The 19798-nt window shown below is 51.6% G+C and carries 16 protein-coding genes; 10 read left to right on the top strand and 6 right to left on the bottom strand.

Translation table 11 applies throughout. From position 1 onward, the window contains the following. Positions 1-12: 12 nt before the first annotated feature. Together dnaG and B152_RS0111330 are read right to left on the bottom strand one after the other, a co-directional pair. Positions 13-1980 (bottom strand): DNA primase, encoded by a 1968-nt coding sequence (gene dnaG, locus B152_RS0111335; protein WP_026261490.1) that lies wholly within the window; start codon positions 1978-1980, stop codon positions 13-15. A 244-nt stretch (positions 1981-2224) separates the two neighbouring features. Next, positions 2225-2677 carry a GatB/YqeY domain-containing protein gene (locus B152_RS0111330; RefSeq protein WP_020592539.1) on the bottom strand — a complete coding sequence of 151 codons (453 nt, stop codon included), beginning with the start codon at positions 2675-2677 and terminating at the stop codon, positions 2225-2227. A 225-nt stretch (positions 2678-2902) separates the two neighbouring features. On the opposite strand from B152_RS0111330, the gene carA reads away from it, so the two are divergent. From carA to greA, 3 genes are all read left to right on the top strand, one after another. Next, complete coding sequence (gene carA / locus B152_RS0111325; protein ID WP_051083041.1) at positions 2903-4105, top strand: glutamine-hydrolyzing carbamoyl-phosphate synthase small subunit; 1203 nt, start codon at positions 2903-2905, stop codon at positions 4103-4105. A gap of 125 nt (positions 4106-4230) precedes the next feature. Continuing rightward, positions 4231-7491 (top strand): carbamoyl-phosphate synthase large subunit, encoded by a 3261-nt coding sequence (gene carB, locus B152_RS0111320; RefSeq protein ID WP_020592537.1) that lies wholly within the window; start codon positions 4231-4233, stop codon positions 7489-7491. A gap of 84 nt (positions 7492-7575) precedes the next feature. Beyond that, complete coding sequence (gene greA / locus B152_RS0111315; RefSeq protein ID WP_020592536.1) at positions 7576-8052, top strand: transcription elongation factor GreA; 477 nt, start codon at positions 7576-7578, stop codon at positions 8050-8052. 130 nt (positions 8053-8182) lie between these two features. Here the strand turns inward: greA and B152_RS0111310 are convergent, their stop codons facing one another. Then, complete coding sequence (locus B152_RS0111310) at positions 8183-9232, bottom strand: agmatine deiminase family protein (RefSeq protein ID WP_020592535.1); 1050 nt, start codon at positions 9230-9232, stop codon at positions 8183-8185. Between the two features lie 167 nt (positions 9233-9399). Here B152_RS0111310 and B152_RS0111305 point away from each other — a divergent pair, with 167 nt between their 5' ends. Then, positions 9400-10302 carry a LysR substrate-binding domain-containing protein gene (locus tag B152_RS0111305; protein WP_020592534.1) on the top strand — a complete coding sequence of 301 codons (903 nt, stop codon included), beginning with the start codon at positions 9400-9402 and terminating at the stop codon, positions 10300-10302. Positions 10303-10306: 4 nt separating this feature from the next. On the opposite strand, the gene aguB is transcribed toward B152_RS0111305, so the two are convergent. Next, on the bottom strand, positions 10307-11176 hold the full coding sequence (aguB, locus tag B152_RS0111300) for an N-carbamoylputrescine amidase (RefSeq protein ID WP_020592533.1): 870 nt from the start codon (positions 11174-11176) through the stop codon (positions 10307-10309). A 183-nt stretch (positions 11177-11359) separates the two neighbouring features. Between aguB and B152_RS0111295 the strand changes: the two genes are divergently transcribed. The 3 genes from B152_RS0111295 (at position 11360) to B152_RS0111285 (ending at position 14648) form a co-directional block, all read left to right on the top strand. After that, the gene (locus B152_RS0111295) at positions 11360-12160 is read left to right on the top strand and encodes a helix-turn-helix transcriptional regulator (RefSeq protein ID WP_020592532.1); all 801 of its coding nucleotides are present in this window, start codon (positions 11360-11362) and stop codon (positions 12158-12160) included. Between the two features lie 170 nt (positions 12161-12330). Continuing rightward, complete coding sequence (locus tag B152_RS23420; protein WP_020592531.1) at positions 12331-14040, top strand: amidohydrolase; 1710 nt, start codon at positions 12331-12333, stop codon at positions 14038-14040. Between the two features lie 89 nt (positions 14041-14129). Further along, positions 14130-14648, top strand: a complete 519-nt coding sequence (locus tag B152_RS0111285; protein WP_020592530.1) for a YqhA family protein — start codon at positions 14130-14132, stop codon at positions 14646-14648. Between the two features lie 35 nt (positions 14649-14683). Here B152_RS0111285 and B152_RS0111280 read toward each other — a convergent pair whose 3' ends face one another. After that, positions 14684-15064, bottom strand: a complete 381-nt coding sequence (locus B152_RS0111280) for a VOC family protein (protein WP_026261486.1) — start codon at positions 15062-15064, stop codon at positions 14684-14686. A gap of 367 nt (positions 15065-15431) precedes the next feature. Between B152_RS0111280 and B152_RS0111275 the strand changes: the two genes are divergently transcribed. Beyond that, on the top strand, positions 15432-16532 hold the full coding sequence (locus tag B152_RS0111275) for a polyamine ABC transporter substrate-binding protein (RefSeq protein ID WP_026261485.1): 1101 nt from the start codon (positions 15432-15434) through the stop codon (positions 16530-16532). Positions 16533-16670: 138 nt separating this feature from the next. Next, a complete protein-coding gene (locus B152_RS23415) occupies positions 16671-17237 on the top strand; it encodes a histidine phosphatase family protein (RefSeq protein ID WP_157231047.1) in 567 nt (188 codons plus the stop codon). 66 nt (positions 17238-17303) lie between these two features. Here the strand turns inward: B152_RS23415 and B152_RS0111265 are convergent, their stop codons facing one another. Beyond that, positions 17304-19403 (bottom strand): S9 family peptidase, encoded by a 2100-nt coding sequence (locus tag B152_RS0111265; RefSeq protein ID WP_157231046.1) that lies wholly within the window; start codon positions 19401-19403, stop codon positions 17304-17306. Between the two features lie 141 nt (positions 19404-19544). On the opposite strand from B152_RS0111265, the gene B152_RS0111260 reads away from it, so the two are divergent. Continuing rightward, the gene (locus B152_RS0111260; RefSeq protein ID WP_020592525.1) at positions 19545-19733 is read left to right on the top strand and encodes a DUF4169 family protein; all 189 of its coding nucleotides are present in this window, start codon (positions 19545-19547) and stop codon (positions 19731-19733) included. Positions 19734-19798 lie beyond the last annotated feature (65 nt).

Raw genomic sequence — 19798 nt, 5'->3', positions numbered from 1 at the left:
CTCTTCTAACGCTCAGTGACTGTCTTCAAAAGCATCGGGGTCGTAACTATCAAGGTCGATAGAAACCCCAGACACTTCCTGCCGGTGCAGCTTGCGCTCCTCCAGCTGGGCCAGTCCCGTTTCGTCCATATTCGCTGCAAATTCACGACTATGAATGCTCTTTTCCCGTTCTGCCTGCTTCTCGCGGAACATCGCCGCAATATGCGAAACACCATGTTCGGCAGCGTAGCTGTCCGTTGCTGGTCTCGCAAATTTTCCATGATCCAAAACTGCCGGGCCCAAGAGTTCATCCACTAATCGAGAATATCCCTTATCGCAGAGTTGGCATTTAAGCGCCTCTCTGTCAAGGTCCGGCTCTCGAACAACAGCGTCAACAAGCTCCTGCAAAACCACATCGAAGTCCTTGCTCGGCAAGCGCAGTGTCGCCAGATCTTCCAGATGTTTTGACAGAACGGCGGGATGGTTGATCAGCGCTGCCAGCAGAACCTGTTCCTGACGTCGCGCCAGCATCTTCGGTGGCATGCTTGCGCGGGGAATGCGCGGGTCTGGTTCATAGGCATTCTTTTGACCTTTTCCCCGTCCAGCGCCTTTCCAGTTGGTGTTTTTATTATAGGGCTTCTGATAGTTCTGAGCGCCATAACCTGTGTTCCGGCCCTGCCCGCCGTAGGCCGCAGCGCTCTGTCCGGAAGCGCCTCCACTGCCCCCCGTCAGGGTGTCGTATCGACGGAACATTTCTTTCTGATATTCAAAAGACAGATCCTTGTCGGTAATTACGGAAATCTGTTTACGCAATTCCGCTTTCAGCGCCGCCCGCCTCTCTGGCGTGTCGAGCTTCAGCCCTTCGATCGTTTTTTTCCAAAGCATTTCAGACAGCGGGCGCGCCCGAGAAAGATGCTCGCGCATCGTGGTCGCGCCCTGCGTCTGGATCAGACTGTCAGGATCTTCCCCTTCGGGCAAAGTACAGAAGAGAAGAGATTTGCCCGGTTTTATAATCGGAAGCGCGCGCTCCACCACCCTGTAAGCGGCACGAATGCCCGCCTGATCCCCGTCGAGGCAAAGTGTCGGCTCAGCAACCATACGCCAGAGCTCCTGGATCTGATCCTCGGTTACCGCTGTCCCCAAAGGCGCCACGGCTGCCGGAAAACCTGCCTGTGACAGGGCAATAACATCCATATAGCCTTCGGTTACAATCACCTCACCCAGATCATGTGCAGCCTGGCGGGCATACGCCAGATTATAGAGAACCTTGCCTTTGTGGAACAAGGTGGTGTCCGGTGAGTTCAGATATTTTGCCTTGCTTTCACCCAGCGCCCTGCCGCCGAAAGCGATAATACGTCCGCGCCGGTCGGTAATCGGGAACATCAGGCGGTTGATGAAATAGTCCCAGAAATCATCTCCGTCGTTACGACCGCCTCCTTCCGAAGGTTTGATCACCCCGACATCAACCAGCTGTTCATCCCCAATGCCACGGGCATTCATAGCTTTGCGCAACAGGCCGCGCTGATTGGGAGCAAAACCGAGGCGAAAACGACTGACCGTCTCCCCCCGCAAGCCCCGACGATTGACATAGTCCCGCGCCTCCTGCCCGCCCTTTGCCGCAAGCTGCTCTTCAAACCAGCGTGAAATCTCTTCCATCACATCATAAAGACTGGCACGTTTTTTCGAGAGTTCGATATCTTCCCGACTGCCCTTTGGCACCTGTAGTCCGGCCTGTTCCGCCAAACGTTCAACAGATTCTGGAAAGGTCAGACCTTCTGTTTCTGTGACAAAGGTAATAACATCACCATGTGCCCCGCAGCCGAAACAATGATAGAAACCCTTGTCATCATTCACGGTGAAAGAGGGGCTTTTTTCATTGTGAAACGGACATAGGCCGCTGAATTCACGGCCACGCTTTATCAGCTTGACCTTGCGTCCCACCACCCCTGAAACCGGCACACGGGCGCGCAACTCATCCAAAAATTCCGGAGTGAATGACATAGAAAACAGGAACCCCAAACCGCAACACAGAACCAATGACCCAGCTTAACATAGCAGCAGGGGCATCCATAGCCTCAGTTCCACACCTGAAAGATTTTTCCCCGGCTTCCAGCAGTGCGTTACAGCTATAAAACGAGAAAACAGAACCTGCATCACCTGCAGGTTCTGTTTCGGTTTCCCGAAGACGGGAACTTTTTGTAAAGCCGCACCTCCCAATAGGAGGACAGCCTGGACCAGAAAGGCGTCAGACCAGTTTGGTTTTCACCAGACCACTTGCTTTACCAAAATCCATTTTCCCGGCGTATCTTTCTTTCAGCACGCCCATAACCCGGCCCATATCCTTGATGGAATCTGCGCCAAGTTCTGCAACAAGATCGGTCACGACCTGCTCGACCTCTTCAACAGACATCTGCTGAGGAAGGAAGCCCTCGATTACCGTGATCTCGCTCAGTTCACGTTCGGCCAATTCAGAACGACCGGCTTTTTCATACATTTCTACAGAATCACGCCGCTGACGAATCATCTTCTGGAGCATTTCCAGAACTTCTTCTTCGCCAATCTGATCCCGTGCTTCACCACGCGCCGCAATATCACGGTCTTTTAAAGCAGCAAGGATAAGTCTAAGCGTTGAAATCGCTAGTTTATCTTTGCTTCGCATGGCTTCTTTAAGCGCATCATTCAAGCTGTTGCGTAGCATCGTTTGCCCCGAACACGTTGGAAAGGACCAGAACCTAACCTAAAACGCACAAAATGGCAAAGTTTAGATGAATGGGCTAAGATGTTGTTTTAAAACAACATTTTATTAAACTCTTTTTCTTGACCTTCGGGGAACTTATGCTTATACAAAGGCCTCAGCCATTAATTTGCTGACGCACACGTCTGTCTGCACGTTTGCCTGAAGGACGCTCCATCCATGAATGAGATGAAATCGCATGAAACCCCCGTCGCACAGACAGGGGCTATTGATTCTGCCTGCCAACAGCCCGCCGGAGCCACTGCCGTTCTTGTACTCGCAGATGGCAAGGTCTTCTGGGGTATGGGCCTCGGCGCTGAGGGAGAGGCCGTTGCAGAAGTCTGCTTCAACACCTCGATGACCGGATATCAGGAAATTCTGACCGACCCCTCCTACGCCGGACAGATCATTACCTTTACCTTCCCCCATATCGGGAATGTCGGGACCAACGAGCAGGATATCGAGACCGTTACCCCCTCCTGTCGCGGTGCAATTTTCCGGGTTGATATCACCCAGCCCTCCAACTGGCGCGCGACCCGCGATCTGGACACCTGGCTGAAGTCACACAATCTGAGCGCGATCTCCGGTATTGATACCCGGGTTCTCACCCGCCTGATCCGTGATGGTGGCGCGCCTAACGGCTGCATTGCCCACCATCCCGACGGCAAATTTGACCTTGAAGCCCTGCGCGCCAAAGCAGCAGCCTGGCCGGGGCTTAACGGCATGGACCTGGCCAAGGAAGTCACCTGTACCCAGACAACAAGCTGGAAGGAACAACGCTGGGACCTGGAAACAGGCTACACAGCGCTCACCGATCCGGAGTTTCATGTTGTCGCCGTCGATTTTGGCGCCAAGCGCAACATTCTCCGGTCACTGGCCTCCCAGGGGTGCCGGGTCACTGTTGTCCCCGCAGAAACAACGGCAAGTGAAATTCTGGCACATAAGCCGGATGGCGTTTTCCTTTCCAACGGCCCGGGCGACCCCGCTGCCACAGGGGTTTACGCCATTCCCATGGTTCAGGAACTGCTGAGCCACAAAGATCTGCCGATTTTTGGCATCTGTCTGGGTCACCAGATCTTGGCACTGGCTCTTGGCGCAAAGACAACCAAAATGCACCTCGGGCACCGTGGCGCCAACCACCCGGTCAAAGATTTCACCACCAACAAGGTCGAAATCACCAGCCAGAACCATGGTTTTATGGTTGATAAAGCCAGCCTTCCGGCCAACGTTGAAGAGACCCACATATCCCTGTTCGACAGCACAAATCAGGGAATACGTCTCAAGGACCGGCCGGTCTTTTCGGTACAGTACCACCCCGAGGCTTCACCTGGCCCCCAGGACAGTCAGTATCTGTTCAAACGGTTCCGGGATCTGATGGCCGAGCGACGATAATAAAGTTTTGTGGCGGCGCTGATATCCCAGCAGCCGCCACTTCTTTGAGATTGATAAACAAACAAGTCCGACTGTCTTTCGAAGACAAGTACAGGACAGCTAGATAAAGACGAGTAGAGCAGACCATGCCAAAGAGAACAGACATCAAATCGATTATGATCATCGGCGCCGGACCAATTATCATCGGGCAGGCCTGTGAATTTGATTACTCCGGTGCCCAGGCCTGTAAAGCTCTGCGCGAAGAAGGGTATCGGGTTATCCTGGTTAACTCCAACCCCGCAACGATCATGACTGACCCCGGTTTGGCCGACGCGACCTACATCGAGCCAATCACCCCGGAGATCGTTGAAAAGATCATCGAGAAAGAAAAACCCGATGCCCTGTTGCCCACCATGGGCGGACAGACAGCCCTCAATACCGGCCTTGCACTTGAGCGCAGTGGCGTACTGCATAAACACGGTGTTGAACTGATCGGGGCGAAAGCCGACGTTATTGAAAAGGCTGAAGATCGCCTGCTGTTCCGCACAGCCATGGAAAAGATCGGCCTGAAATCCCCGCGTTCAGAGGTCGTGCACAGCTACGAGGAAGCTCTGGAAGCTCTGGAGGTCGTAGGATTACCTGCAATCATCCGTCCTTCCTTCACCCTGGGCGGTACTGGCGGCGGGATTGCCTACAACCAGCAGGAATTTGAAGAGATCATCAAAAGTGGTCTCAAAGCTTCTCCGACCAAAGAGGTTCTGGTTGAACAGTCTGTCCTGGGCTGGAAAGAGTATGAAATGGAAGTTGTCCGCGACTGCGCTGACAACTGCATTATCATCTGTTCGATCGAGAACATTGATCCGATGGGTATTCACACCGGGGATTCCGTCACTGTTGCTCCGGCGCTGACCCTGACGGACAAGGAATATCAAATCCTCCGCGATGCCTCGATTGCCTGCCTGCGGGAAATTGGCGTTGATACCGGTGGCTCCAACGTCCAGTTCGGCCTCAACCCAGAAAACGGTGAACTCGTTGTCATCGAGATGAACCCGAGGGTATCGCGTTCTTCCGCGCTGGCGTCCAAAGCCACCGGCTTCCCGATCGCCAAAATTGCCGCCAAACTGGCTGTTGGCTATACGCTGGACGAACTGAAAAACGACATCACCAAGGTCACTCCGGCATCTTTCGAGCCGACCATCGACTATGTCGTCACCAAGATCCCGCGCTTTACCTTTGAAAAATTCCCGGGTGCAGAAGACTACCTGACAACCGCGATGAAATCAGTCGGCGAAGCCATGTCAATCGGCCGCAGTTTTGCCGAATCGGTACAAAAAGCCCTGCGCTCCATGGAAACCGGCCTAACTGGTTTTAACGAGGTCAAGATCCCCGGCGCCGTGAACAGTGACGGCCAGGTTGACAAGGATGCCGTAAGATCTTTCCTCGCGAAGCCGACAAAAGATCGCATGCTGACCATCGCCCAGGCGATCCGTCACGGCCTGAGCGTTCAGGAAATCTTTAGCGTTACCAAGTTTGACCCCTGGTTTATTCGCCAAATCGAAGACATCGTTCAGATTGAAGAAGAGATCCGGAACAAAGGCCTTCCGTCAGATCGTCAATCTTTCCTCGGCCTCAAGAAAATGGGCTTTGCCGATGTGCGTCTGGCCGAGCTGACAGGTCAGGAAGAAGCGGTAGTGTCTGCGCATCGCCGCAGCCTGAATGTTCTGCCGGTATACAAGCGGATCGACACCTGTGCAGGTGAGTTCCCCTCGACAACACCCTACATGTATTCCTGTTATGAAGGCGATGGCGTTAACCCTGCAGAGTGTGAAGCGGAGCCAACTGACCGGGAGAAAATCATGATCCTCGGCGGCGGACCAAACCGTATTGGCCAGGGTATCGAATTTGACTATTGCTGTGTACATGCCGCTTATGCTTTGAGCGAAGCCGGATACGAGACCATTATGGTCAACTGTAACCCGGAGACTGTTTCCACAGATTACGATACCTCTGACCGGCTCTATTTTGAGCCCCTCACCGCTGAGGACGTCATAGAAATCGCCCGCAAGGAACAGAGCAACGGCACTCTAAAGGGTGTGATTGTCCAGTTCGGTGGACAGACGCCTTTGAAACTTTCACAGGCACTGGAAGACGCCGGCATTCCTATTCTTGGGACCTCTCCAGACGCGATTGACCTTGCTGAAGATCGCGAACGTTTCCAGAAGCTTCTGCAGAACCTCGATCTGCGCCAACCAATAAATGGTACAGCAACGACCCGGGAGCAGGCTTTTGCCGTTGCCGAGCGTATCGGTTTCCCCGTCGTCATCCGGCCTTCTTACGTGCTCGGTGGGCGGGCTATGGAAATCATCCACAATACTGATCAGCTGGAACGCTACATTACCACGGCCGTGCAGGTTTCCGGTAAAAACCCTGTTCTGATTGACGGTTATCTGCAGGATGCTATCGAAGTTGACGTCGATGCCATTTGCGACGGCAGCGATGTTTTTATCGCCGGTATCATGGAACACATTGAAGAAGCTGGTATCCACTCTGGTGACTCGGCTTGTTCCCTGCCTCCCCACAGCCTGAAGCCAGAGATCATTGCCGAAATTTCCCTGCAGGCAGAAAAACTTGCCATCGCGCTCAATGTCGTCGGCCTGATGAATATCCAGTTCGCGGTAAAGGATGATGTAATCTACATCCTCGAAGTTAACCCCCGTGCCAGCCGAACCGTACCTTTCGTCGCCAAGGCAACCGGGAACGCCATCGCCAAGATCGCCTCACGCATCATGGCAGGTGAAAAACTGGCGGCGATGGAAATCAATCGTGATCGCGGCGATCACATTGCAATCAAGGAAGCCGTCTTCCCCTTCAACCGTTTTCCTGGTGTTGATGTGGTCCTCGGGCCAGAAATGCGGTCGACCGGTGAAGTTATGGGCCTCGACACTTCTTTTGGTCGCGCTTTCCTCAAATCCCAGATCGCCGCAGGCTCCAACCTGCCGGACAGCGGCACCGTTTTCCTCTCCGTCAAGGACCGGGACAAGCCGGAAATGGTCAGTATTGCCCGTGATCTTCTTGATCTGGGGTACAAACTGGTTGCCACCAGCGGTACAGCAGAACATCTTCAGGAACAGGGGATTGAAGTCACATCCGTTCTCAAGGTTCGTGAAGGTCGCCCCAATATCCTTGATGCAATCAAATCCGGTCAGGTACACCTGATCATCAACACAACCGAGGGACCAAAAGCGATTGCAGACAGCTTTAACATCCGTCGGGGAGCGCTGGATAACTCGGTTCCTTACTCCACAACAGCCAATGGTGCCTGGGCTATGGTTGAGGCATTAAAGGCAAAACGTGAAGGACGACTTGAAGTCGCGCCACTTCAGGCCTATTTTAATACTTCGTTCTAGTATAGCTGGCTCCCGATTCCGCCTGAATCATGCGGTAGAATCGGGAGTTGCTGTTTGTATCAACGCCTGCGCCTGGAAACGCGAATGAGTGAAAAGTTCCCTATGACCAAGGAGGGCCTCGCCCGACTTGAAGAAGAGTTACGCAACCTCAAAGTGGTTGAACGGCCGACTGTTATTCGTGCGATTGCTGAAGCACGTGAGCACGGTGATCTCTCCGAGAACGCCGAATATCACGCAGCACGCGAGAAACAGAGCTTCATCGAAGGGCGCGTTCTGGAACTGGAAGCACGGATTTCCCGTGCCGAAGTCATCGACGTGGCCACCATGTCTGGCTCGACAGTCAAATTCGGCGCAACTGTAACCATTGCCGATGAAGACACCGACGAAGAATCCACCTACCAGTTGGTAGGAGACCTCGAAGCCGACGTCAAAGCCGGACGCATTGCCATTACTTCTCCTATCGCCCGTGCCATGATTGGCAAGGAAGAAGGCGATACGATTGAAGTAAGGACTCCTGCTGGCGACAAAGGCTATGAAATCGTAAAGATCCAGTACATCTGAACGATCAAGAGCTACTAAAAAACCAGTTCAAAAATCAAGAGGCACGAACATCGTAACAAATGTTCGTGCCTCTTGATGTATAAGCTCCGCCTTTCAATAGGACGGGGCTTATTTTATGAAGGCTGCACGCTTAGCGTGCTTTCAAGGCTGGCTGTTGCTGGGTAATGCAATGTATTCCGCCGCCCCCTCTGGCAATATGATCAATAGAGAGAGAGATAACCTTTCGTTCCGGGAACAGATTTGCCAGAACAGCTTCCGCCCTGGCATCGGCAGGCACACCGTACTTCGGCATAATCACCCCGTTATTGACCAGATAAAAATTAATATAAGACAGACAAAATTTATCATTGGGCTCTTCAACCCCCCAGGCATCCTCAATAAAAGCCAGCTCCAACCTTCGGCCCCGCGCATCGAGCTGTCCCTGCAAGGCGGCAACGTTGGCTTTCTGTTCTTCATAGAAGGGGTGCCCCGGATCTCTTGACTGCTCAACAAGCACAACCCCCGGACGGACAAAAACAGCCACCCCGTCAACGTGACCATTCGTTTCCTCTTCCTTGGGATTACCAGGCAACCAGATCACCTTTTCTCCCCCAAGAGTCCTGCATAGCTCCTTCTCGACATCCTCCTTGCTCCAGCCCGGATTACGATTGCGATTGAGCAGGCAAGATTCTGTCGTCAGGATAGTTCCCTCTCCATCAACCGAGATCGCCCCGCCTTCCCCAACCAAGGGGGAGGAAAGAATCTCACCCCCAGCCTCTCGAACCACGCGCGCGGCCAACGCTGCGTCGTTATGATAAGGATGATATTTTTCCCCCCAGGCATTGAACCGCCAACAGGTTCCCAACAATTTGCCCTCAGTACTGACAAGGAAGTTGGGTCCGCTATCACGGGCCCAGGAATCGTCAATCTTGACCGGCAAAATCTCGATATCCGAGGCAAGATACTGACCTGCCTCACCCAGATCTTTAGGATGAACAATCATCGTAAGTGGCTCGAATTCCCGAATCACATTGGCAACGGTCGCATACTCCCGTTTGGTTTCCTCCAGGTAAGATCCCCAGACTTCATTCCGGCTGGGCCAAGCCATCCAGGTACGGTGATGTACCTCCCATTCAGCAGGCATCTGACCATGAGAAAATCCCGGACTGGACTTCGGTTTATCTAGCTGAGCTTCCTTCATAGAAACCATCTCCTCTATTACCTCAACACATTAAAGACCAAAATATTTCATCATTTTGCCAGCAACAAATTTATCCTGTTTGCTGACAGCCAATATTTATCCTATGATTTCGCAATGAACTCCGTCACACAAACGATCCCTTTTCATCTCATCTATCAATTTTACTCATGAATAGAAAATTTGGACGTCTCCCGCCCCTGACCTCGCTTGAAGGCTTCGAAGCAGCAGCCCGATTGGGCAGCTTTTCCCTGGCCTCTGCAGAATTGAACATCACCCAATCCGCAGTAAGTCATCAAATCAAGGCCTTGGAGGAATTTTTTGGGCAACCCCTGTTTCGGCGGGTCAAACGCTCGGTAACCCTGACGGATGCCGGACATGATTTTCTGGAAACAGCTACCAGAATGTTGGAGACCCTCTCTCAAGGCCAACAACGTCTGGGACACTACCTCAAACCCGGCTCAGTTGTTCTTGCCACAACCCCGATGATCGCCCGAAAATGGCTTTTGCCCCGTCTAAGCATGCTCAAGGCAAGTTGTCCTGAAATCCAGCCATGGATCTATACCAGCGACGACCCCCTAGACCTCGAAAGCAGCGAGATTGATCTTGCAATTGCTTACGGGGACGGCAACTGGCATGGGATAGAGGCAATCAAGCTTTTTCCGGATTACCTCACGCCACTTTATGCGCCAGGGATGCCTACGTCGGAACGACCTATTATCGTTCCGACAGATCTTGCCCCATACCCTCTCCTTCACGATGAACGAAAAGATGACTGGCAATCCTGGCTGCATCACGCAGGCGCCGCAGAACTCGATTTTATTACGGGCATGAACTTCAGCGATCCAGCCTTGGCTCTGGACGCTGCGGCCCTGGGCCATGGCGTTGCACTTGGCAGCCTAACCATGGCCTCTGACCTGATCAAAAATGGTCGTCTCGTCAAGCCCTTTGATCTCACTCTCGAAACACAGGAAGCCTTTTACCTTCTCAAGAACCCGCGTTTTGCCAAACGATCCTCCGTCGAGAAACTGCATAGCTGGATCATCAAAGGCGCCGTAAAGACCGGCATCTAGGCCTCTAGCCTTCACCAGCAAGCGACAGGATCCCCTTGTACCAACTGGGGCGCCGATCACGGAAAATACCCCAACCCTCGCGATCATCACGGACGGCGTCCAGATCAAACTCTGTTACAATCACAGCCTCACCCGCTCGATCAGCTTCTGCAACGATAGCTCCGAAATGATCAGCGACAAAAGAAGAGCCATAAAACTCGACAGATGTTTGGCCCACGCTTTCTTGACCGATACGGTTTGAAGCAATAACAGGAACCAGATTGGCCCCCGCATGCCCTTGCATCACTCTTTGCCAATGTTCCCGGCTATCGTAGCCTTCCACTCCCGGCTCACTGCCGATCGCGGTAGGAAAAAACATTAACTCCGCCCCCTGAAGTGCTAGGCTGCGTGCTGTTTCCGGAAACCATTGATCCCAGCAGATCCCCACGCCTACCCGCCCATAACGAGTATCGACCACCACAAATCCGGTATCCCCAGGACTGAAGTAATATTTCTCCTCATAACCTGGTGAGTGAGGAATATGGGTTTTGCGATAGTGCCCGGCAATCCCACCATCGGCATCAATCACCACAAGTGAATTAAAGCGGGTATTGCCAGCTTTTTCAAAAAAAGAGAGCGGCAGGACGACCTTGAGCTCACGCGCCAGTGACTGAAATCGCTGGATAAGCGGGTTATCAACCTTTGACCTGGCCAAAGAAAAGTATGAGGGATCTTCCTCAATACAAAAATACGGCGTTTCAAAAAGCTCTTGCAGCAGGATAATTTGTGCGCCCTGATCCGCAGACAGACGCACCAGCCGTTCGGCTGTCGCTACATTGTCCTCCAGCGCCCAGCTACAAGCCATCTGCGTGGCTGCCACTTTGACAATTCTCATGATCGTTCCCTTCTTGTTTCTTCTTATCAGTCGAGGGAAGATATCTGGGCTATCTACTGGCAGGAATACCAACAGAGGTCTACTTCTTTAGGGGGATGGTCGCGGGTTTGGACTTGCCCTATCCTGTCAGGCTTGTTTCGGCGTCAGGCTCAATTTTCTTTTCATCATCAACGGCAGCAAGCAATGCAGATCAACGCCTTATCAACGGTAATCGACCATCTGCACGATGAAGATTTTCCCCGCCTTTTTGTCAACTTTACCAGAAGTGTCTTGCGTTTTGACCACGCGCTTATCCTTGCCTACCACGGCAAGACAGCCCCCCATCTTCTGTTCAAGGATTACAGTACCCCCTCCGTCGAGAAAACCATCCCTGATTACATGACCGCAGCCTATATGCTGGACCCGATCTTCGAAGCCCATCTTGGCAAAATCCCCCCCGGCTTATATCGGCTGGAAGATTTGACTGCAGACCACTTCCGCCGCTCCAGCTACTACAAGTCCTATTATCAGCAGACTGGCAATCGGGACGAACTGGTTATCCTGACCAGCAGTGGCTCAGGATACAGTCTTGCTTTCTCCCTCTTGCGTGGCTCCAATTTACCTCAGAGGTTTACGAAAACAGAAGAAAAAGTTCTGAGACAACTCACCCCTCTACTGTGCGCGTTGATGCAGCAGCACTGGCAGAACTTTTCTGACTTGCCCAAAATACCGGACGAGCAAACGCCTGATCCACTTTCCCCCCGAATAAAATCTGCTTTTCAGAAACATCATGGCCTCGCCCTGACGGATCGGCAGGCGGAAATTATCGCCCTGATCCTGCGGGGGCATTCCTCTTTTTCTATTGGAATTTTGTTGGGTATCAGCTCTGAAACCGTAAAAACCCATCGCCGAAATATCTATAATCGGCTTCGCATTTCGTCACAGAGCCAACTCTTTAACCTGACAATACAGGCAATCGGCCCCCTGGTTCCTCACGCACGCTAGCCGTTCCCGGAGAGGTATTCCATCCATTGATTTTTTGCATCAAATTGATGAGGAAGTTTCACTTTTCTCATCAACTTGATGCAATTATCTATGGGCCTATACAAACGGGAAGTATTCCAACACCATGAACTGCAGGCTTCCTGCCCGGCCAATCCAGACAAAGGATAGACATGATGCCCAGCCACACCACAACGCCCATCACATTGGCAACGGCCCTCTCCTTTGCCTTTTCCTTGCCAGTTACCGGGACACAAGCTGCAGATTTGCTTATCACAAATGCCACGATCTACACGGTAAACCCGGCCCAACCTTGGGCAGAAGCAATGGTGGTAGACCAAGGCGAAATTATTTTTATCGGCAAGGCCACAGAAGCTGAATCTTTCTCGAGCGAAACAACACAGGTCATCGACCTGAACGGTAAATTTGTCATGCCCGGGATCCATGATGTTCATATGCACCCCCTTGAGGCTGGCAATCTTGCTGCAGGAACCTGCATGCTTGAAGCTGGCAGGGATCCAGAAACCTACCATGAAGAATTCATCGACTGTGCCCCCCGGCAGATTGGTACAAACTGGGTACTGGGCTGGGGACATTATATTGGAGACCTGCTCGATACAGCGCGTCCTCCTATCGAAATTCTCGATCAATCCATCAATGATCGTCCAGCATTGATGATGGAATTCACCTCTCACTCCCACTGGGCCAACAGCCAGGCTCTGGAAGCAGCAGGCATTACAGCCGATACACCAAACCCACCTGGGGGGATTATTGTCAAAGACCCGGACACAGGTCAGCCCAACGGTATATTGATTGACAATGCCGGCATGATGATTGAGGCCAATGCACACAAAAAAACACCCCAGTTCATGGACCTCATGTACGAAGGCTTACTGGAAAATCTCGAACTGCTGGCTGAGAACGGCATTACATCAGCTGTTGATGCGCGCAGTTACTGGACCCGCAACCACCACACCGTTTGGCAAAGGGCAGAACGGGAAGAAACCCTGACCGCCCGTGTCAACCTGGCCTTGTGGGCTTATCCTGAGCTTGCCGATGACCAGATGGAGACAATGAAGTCTCTCTATTCCAACAATCCCGATAGATTGCTGAGAATCAACCAGATCAAGGTCTATAGCGATGGCATTGTCGGCAACACCACCGCAAAGATGAAAGCGCCCTATAAAGCCGATCTCGGGCTGGGCATCGAAGGCAATAAAGGTCTCAACTATTTCAACGAAGAGCGCCTGACTACTTTTATGACAGAGCTGGAACAAACTGGGTTTGACTTCCTTATCCACACCATTGGTGATCAGGCTGTACACGAATCCCTCAATGCGATTGAAAAGGTCCGTAGCCGAAACGGCCTGGCTGTAGATCGGCGTCACCGTCTGACTCATGTTGAAATCGCGGACCCTCTCGATCTTCCACGTTTTCAACAGCTGGATACCGTTGCTGACTTCCAGGTTGCCGGTGACTGGACCTTCCCCGAAGAGTATGCCCCTGAAGGTGAACTGATAGGTGATCGCGCCAACAATCCGATCCCTCTGCGGACGGTTTACGATACCGGTGCACGGATTACCCTGAGCAGTGACTATGATGTCAGCCCGATGAACCCCTTCATCGGCATGGAGCATGCTTTGACCCGGGGAACAGAAGCTCTGCCTGACCTTGCCTCGGTCATAGAGGCTTATACAGTCAACGGCGCCTACAGCATGCGACAGGAAGACCGTGTTGGCTCGCTTGAAGTCGGCAAGCTGGCTGACTTCATTGTCCTTGATCAAAACCTGTTCGAAGTTTCAACAGACCGTATCAGCAGCACCAAAGTACTGGCCACCTTCCTTGAAGGAGAGAATATATATCAGGCACAAGCTTTCCCGTGAGAGATTCCCTCCAATGAAAAGTACGCTCTGCGTGAAGCAGGCTTTTTCTGTGTATGATGGAGGCACTTATCCCATCAGAAAGACTAACCATGAAATGGATTCTGCCCCTTAGATACATCAGCCTGATCGCCACGGCTTCTTCTGTGGCAGGCTCGGTCTTTCTCTTTTATCTCGGTAGCTATAAAACCTATTCGGCAATTATTGGTTATTTCCAGCGCATTCTGCCTGAAGAATATAACCACCTGAGCCACGGCGAAGTTGCGCTGGTCACCATGGTTGAGGCGGTAGACACCTTTCTATTTGCGTTGGTTCTACTGATTCTTGCCTGCGGTATTTACAGAATTTTTGTTATCTGCCCCGATCCAGCACCAGATTCCAATACCGCGCCCCACGAAAATGCCCCTCATACAGCATCAAACCCCTGGTGGCATATCAGTACCGTTACAGAGCTCAAAGCACTCTTACTTGAAATCGTGATCGTTATCCTTGCTGTTTTGTTCCTCAAATCAATCCTGCTTGAACAGATGACCTGGGAGCTTCTTATCATGCCGTTAGGTGCCCTGATTTTGGGCACCATCCTCTATCTCTTTAAAAAAATGCCTCACTGACCACAACCACTCCACCAGATCTCAAAAATGACCGCTCAGGGCTGTGAGGCTACTGGTGAACTGATATCAAGGATCGTCCCTTCAGGATCGCGAACCAGCATTCTTCGTTGACCATACGCCATGTCCGTAGGCTTTTCGACAACTTCCGCCTGCATTCGCAGCGCTTGCTGATAAATGGCATCACAGTCCATTACTACAAAGGTCATGATAATACCTGCTGGTGCAGCTCGTGCTGGCTCAGGAACTATTGCATGATCACGCCGCAATAGTCCGTACTCCAGCCCCTCAATATCGGGGTGCGACAGGATAATAAACCAGTCCGAGTCAAAATGCCGGGTCATCCCGAGAAGCTCCTCGTAAAACTTTGCGGTCCCCGAAATATTGTCACTCAGTATATTGGCAAAGGCGCGTTGCATCAGATCTACTCCAAAAGAGTTTTGTTTTGGTCCGATCACCAAGGCTATTACGGTAAATATGCCCAAATTATCGAGAGAAAGGCCATGAAAATTCCTGAAAAATTTTTGATGACTTCATGACAAGCGTTCATATCAATCCTATAGGGCTCCATCTCCGAAAATCTGAAAAAGCAAATTAAATCAGTTTCCAAGCCAGACATTCGGCCAATAACCATATACTCGCTAACGCCTTTGGTTTTGCAAAACATCTCGTTACAGCCTTGGCCGGACCATTGTCAGAGTCGGAAATGTCGCATAGCGTCAATGCCAGTGATCACAGGTTAAATGAAGCTCGAGCCTCGCAAATCGACTGATGGAGGCAAAAAGAATGCAGTCAAATATCAAATCAGCTCTACTTGTCCTGGCGGGCTTTCTGGTCCTGTCTTATCCGGCAATGTCACAGGATCGGGTAGTTCATGTATACAACTGGTCCGACTATATTGATGAAGAGATCCTTCAGGAATTCGAAGCCAAGACCGGCATCAGAGTTGTCTATGATGTTTTTGATTCCAATGATTTGTTAGAAACAAAGCTCTTGGCAGGCAACTCCGGGTATGACGTGGTCGTACCGGGAGATGCCTTTCTGACCAGGCAGATCCAGGCTGGTGTTTTTCAGAAGCTTGATAAATCCAAACTTGATAACTGGGATAACCTCTGGGATCTGATAGCACAGCGGACCGACCAGTTTGATCCCGGGAACCAGTACGCCATCAATTACATGTGGGGCACAACCAGCTTTGGGTATAACGAAGCTAAAATCCTCGAGCGCATGCCCAATGCCCCTGTAAACTCCTGGCGTATGATCTTTGACCCGGAAGTTGTCTCCAAATTTGCGGACTGCGGCGTTTACATGGTCGATGCCGGGGATGAAATGATTGTTTCTGCCCTGCATTATATCGGCGAAGATCCCGACAGCAAAGATCCTGAGGTCATCAAAAAGGCCGAGGCTGTGCTGAAAGCCATTCGCCCCTACATCAGCAAATTCACCTCCTCAGAATATATCTCTGCACTGGCTGCGGGCGATATCTGTCTGACCACAGGTTTCTCGGGAGACGTCTTTCAGGCAAGAGCAAGGGCTAACGACGCCGGAGATGGTATCAACATCAAATATGTCATCCCTGAAACCGGCGCCCTGATGTGGTTCGACATGATGGCCATCCCCAAAGATGCCCCTCATCCAGATGAAGCCCATGCCTTCATCAACCATATCCTTGGAGCCGAGACCATCGCCAAGGCCTCTAACTATGTCTATTACGCCAATGGCAACAAAGCGTCACAAGCCTACCTGGAACCCTTAGTTCTAGACGACCCTGCAATCTATCCTTCAGAAGATGTAATGAAAAAACTCTTCATCACAACAACCAACCCGCCAAAGATTCAGCGCCTGGTCACTCGAATCTGGTCGAGGGTAAAAACAGCCCAGCCCTGAGAACCATCAAAAACAACAAGGTCAGGCGGTGCCGGAATGGCGCTCCCTGACCTTACAAAAGAGATCAAGGAAAGCTTCCTGTCACACGATTGTACGGATTTGCTTTGACTTTTCTCACGACATTTCCATCATGTGCAGATGCAAAAAACTCTCCATACCAAACCATTTTATTATATCCGTCACGGACAAACTGACTGGAATATTATCCATCGGCTTCAAGGGCATACTGATGTTCCCCTCAACGCTACAGGAATTGCCCAGGCCTATTCTGCAGCTGAAGCAATCCGGGGTATCGAGATCGCAACCATTTGCGCCAGCCCGCTGTCGCGGGCCCTTGATACCGCGAAGATTTTACAAAAGGCTCTCGGCGCTGAAATTGAGATCCTGGACGACCTCAAGGAATGCTGCTTTGGAGAATACGAGGGGCAAACGGGCCATAACTGGATGCCCGACTGGGAAGCAGGTCATTTCACCCCCAAAGGCGCTGAAAGCTATCAGGATTTTATTGATCGCTCGACTGCTGCTATAAACCAGGCGCTCACGCGGCCAGGACCTGTACTGATTGTTGCCCATGGCGGTATCTACTGGGCCGTTACAGAGCATGCCAAATACGAAAAGGGTACAACTCTTCCCAACTGTACCCTGGTACTGAACACCCCGCCGTCACAGGACGAACCTTTCTGGCGACAAAAACTTGTCCGGTGACAGGCATTAGTCCGTAAAGTAGCGCGACAGAGTTCCCGCCGCGCCCAGCGTTCCCGTCATTGACAATTACGCTGCAAATACCTTCAGCAGAAAAGCATCCATCAAGGCAACTTCCTTCAAGCGCTCAAAACGCCCCGAAGCTCCACCATGCCCTGCCGACATATTGGTTTTGAACAGCAGCAGGTTAGTATCGGTTTTCAGCTCGCGCAGACGGGCAACCCATTTTGCCGGCTCCCAGTAAGTCACTCTTGGATCCGTTAGGCCTGCTGTTACCAGCATGTTTGGATACCCCTGAGACGTGACATTATCTACGGGAGAATAGGAGCGAATATACTCATAAGCCGCGATATCCGTGATTGGATTACCCCATTCAGGCCATTCTGGCGGTGTCAGAGGCAAACTTGGGTCTGACATGGTGGTCAGCACATCGACAAAAGGCACATCGGCCACCACCGCCTTGAACAGATCCGGCCGTTGATTGCTGATAACCCCCATCAACATGCCACCAGCACTGCCGCCATGGGCTGCAATGCGGCCGGCCGAGGTAAAACCTTTGGCGATCAGATGTTCTGCTGCTGCAATAAAATCAAGAAAGGTGTTTTTCTTTTTCAACATCTTCCCGTCTTTATACCAACCATACCCCTTATCCGTACCACCGCGAATATGGGCAATGGCGTAAACAAAGCCCCGGTCAACCAAAGAGAAACTGTTGCGCTGAAACCCGGCAGGTATGGCGTTACCATAGGAACCATAGGCATAGAGAAGCAGGGGTGCCTTACCATCGAGTTCGACATCTTTGCGGTAGAGAATTGAGACAGGCACCAGTGCGCCGTCATGAGACGGCGCCATCACACGACGGACGATATAATCTTCCGGGTTATGACCGCTGGGGATCTCGTCTTCCTTACGCAGTACCCGCTCCCGACTGGCCATGTCATAATCATAAACCCGTGAAGGCGTCGAAAGAGAAGAATAGGAAAAGCGCAAACTGGTGGTTTTGAACTCATACCCGCCGGACATTCCCAGACTATAGGCTTCTTCATCAAAAGAAATCTGGTGCTCTTGGTCATCAACAAAACTGGTAATGACAATCCGGGGTAAACCTTCGACCCTTTCCAGACGCACCATAAAGCCTTCAAACACAAGCAGGCTCAGGATAAGCACACCTGGCTGATGCGGCACCCGATCCTGCCAATGTTCCTGTGATGGCGTGGCAATCGGTGTCGTGCAGATTTTAAAGTCTTCGGCCTCATCCGCATTGGTCAGAATCAGAAGCTGGTCATCATAGTCACTGACCTCATATTCCAGTCCAGTCTGGCGTACGGCGACCACTGCAGGTGCTGTAGTCGGGGCACTGGCCGGAACCAGATGGACTTCCGATGTCTGATGGTCGTGAGCCAGTATCTGGATAAAGCGACCGGATTCACTTTTCCCGACCCCGACAAAAAAACCCGCATCCGGCTCTTCATACACCAGGACATCAAGGTTCTCGTCATCCCCGAGCAGGTGACGCAGTACTTTTGAGGGTCGATGATTCTCATCCAGAACCGTATAAAACACTGTTCTGTTATCCCCTGCCCAGACCACAGCCCCCGAGGTATTCTCGATCAGGTCGTCCAGTTCAGCGCCAGTTTCCAGATCCCGGACCTTCAAACTGTAATATTCCGAGCCCTTCTCATCGACGCTATAGGCAAGATAGCGGTGATCCGGGCTGTGCACACAGCTGGCAAGCTGGAAATACCCCTTCCCTTCTGCTTCCTTGTTACCATCGAGCAGAACTGTTTCACCAGAGACACCATCACGCCCCTTGCGGCAAAAGATTGGATGCTGAGAGCCTTCTTCATACCGGGTGTAATACAGCCAGGGGCCATCTGGCGATGGCACAGAAGAATCATCTTCCTTGATCCGGCCCTTCAACTCCTCGAACAGCTGCCGTTTCAGATCCTTCTGATCAGCCATAACCGCTTCACAGTATCCATTTTCCTGTTCCAGATAATCCCGAATATCAGGTGCCAGCTTGGCAGGTTCCCGCATAACCTCTTGCCAGTTTTCCGCCCTCAACCAGGCATAACTGTCCTCTCTCTGCAACCCGTGAAGCTCGTGTACAAAAGGCTTCTTTTCCGCTTTGGGTGCAAGGCTATTCACAGAAATGCTCGGGGTGGTCATAATGGCTCCGTCTGACTTCATAAAATTCTGGTGTCGTAGCTTTAAATGGTTACAGCGTGCCAGGAAACAATAAAGACGGGTTTGTAAGCCCTAAAAGATTAGAGCCAACAGTGCCAAGTTTTTTTTTGAGGAAAATTCTCAATGCCCAAGATCATAAATCTCAATCAACTGCGCAAACAGAAAGCACGGACGGATAAGGCAAATCGGGCAGCCGACAACCGCATTACCTTTGGCAGGACAAAAGCAGAGAAAAAAGCCACCCAGGCAAAAAAAGAACTTCATATGAAACAGCTTGATGCACACAAACTGGATCAGGGTCAGACTGAATAACATCAGGAGCAGCAAAAATCAGAGAAACCCAATGAAAAAAGCGCCCTGACAAGGCGCTTTCTCTA

Origin of the sequence: Kiloniella laminariae DSM 19542 (assembly GCF_000374005.1) — a bacterium.
Taxonomy (GTDB): Bacteria; Pseudomonadota; Alphaproteobacteria; order Kiloniellales; family Kiloniellaceae; genus Kiloniella; species Kiloniella laminariae.
This window is presented reverse-complemented; position numbering and strand designations above follow the sequence as displayed.

Excerpts from the sequence above, each read along its gene's own strand:
- B152_RS0111295 (WP_020592532.1), top strand. The coding sequence starts at position 11,360 with ATGCAGATCAACGCCTTATCAACGGTAATCGACCATCTGCACGATGAA.
- B152_RS0111260 (WP_020592525.1), top strand. The coding sequence starts at position 19,545 with ATGCCCAAGATCATAAATCTCAATCAACTGCGCAAACAGAAAGCACGG.
- B152_RS0111305 (WP_020592534.1), top strand. The coding sequence starts at position 9,400 with ATGAATAGAAAATTTGGACGTCTCCCGCCCCTGACCTCGCTTGAAGGC.
- B152_RS23415 (WP_157231047.1), top strand. The coding sequence starts at position 16,671 with ATGCAAAAAACTCTCCATACCAAACCATTTTATTATATCCGTCACGGA.
- B152_RS0111280 (WP_026261486.1), bottom strand. The coding sequence starts at position 15,064 with ATGCAACGCGCCTTTGCCAATATACTGAGTGACAATATTTCGGGGACC.
- aguB (WP_020592533.1), bottom strand. The coding sequence starts at position 11,176 with ATGAGAATTGTCAAAGTGGCAGCCACGCAGATGGCTTGTAGCTGGGCG.
- carB (WP_020592537.1), top strand. The coding sequence starts at position 4,231 with ATGCCAAAGAGAACAGACATCAAATCGATTATGATCATCGGCGCCGGA.
- B152_RS0111310 (WP_020592535.1), bottom strand. The coding sequence starts at position 9,232 with ATGAAGGAAGCTCAGCTAGATAAACCGAAGTCCAGTCCGGGATTTTCT.
- carA (WP_051083041.1), top strand. The coding sequence starts at position 2,903 with ATGAAATCGCATGAAACCCCCGTCGCACAGACAGGGGCTATTGATTCT.
- greA (WP_020592536.1), top strand. The coding sequence starts at position 7,576 with ATGAGTGAAAAGTTCCCTATGACCAAGGAGGGCCTCGCCCGACTTGAA.
- B152_RS23420 (WP_020592531.1), top strand. The coding sequence starts at position 12,331 with ATGATGCCCAGCCACACCACAACGCCCATCACATTGGCAACGGCCCTC.
- B152_RS0111275 (WP_026261485.1), top strand. The coding sequence starts at position 15,432 with ATGCAGTCAAATATCAAATCAGCTCTACTTGTCCTGGCGGGCTTTCTG.
- B152_RS0111330 (WP_020592539.1), bottom strand. The coding sequence starts at position 2,677 with ATGCTACGCAACAGCTTGAATGATGCGCTTAAAGAAGCCATGCGAAGC.
- B152_RS0111265 (WP_157231046.1), bottom strand. The coding sequence starts at position 19,403 with ATGACCACCCCGAGCATTTCTGTGAATAGCCTTGCACCCAAAGCGGAA.
- B152_RS0111285 (WP_020592530.1), top strand. The coding sequence starts at position 14,130 with ATGAAATGGATTCTGCCCCTTAGATACATCAGCCTGATCGCCACGGCT.
- dnaG (WP_026261490.1), bottom strand. The coding sequence starts at position 1,980 with ATGTCATTCACTCCGGAATTTTTGGATGAGTTGCGCGCCCGTGTGCCG.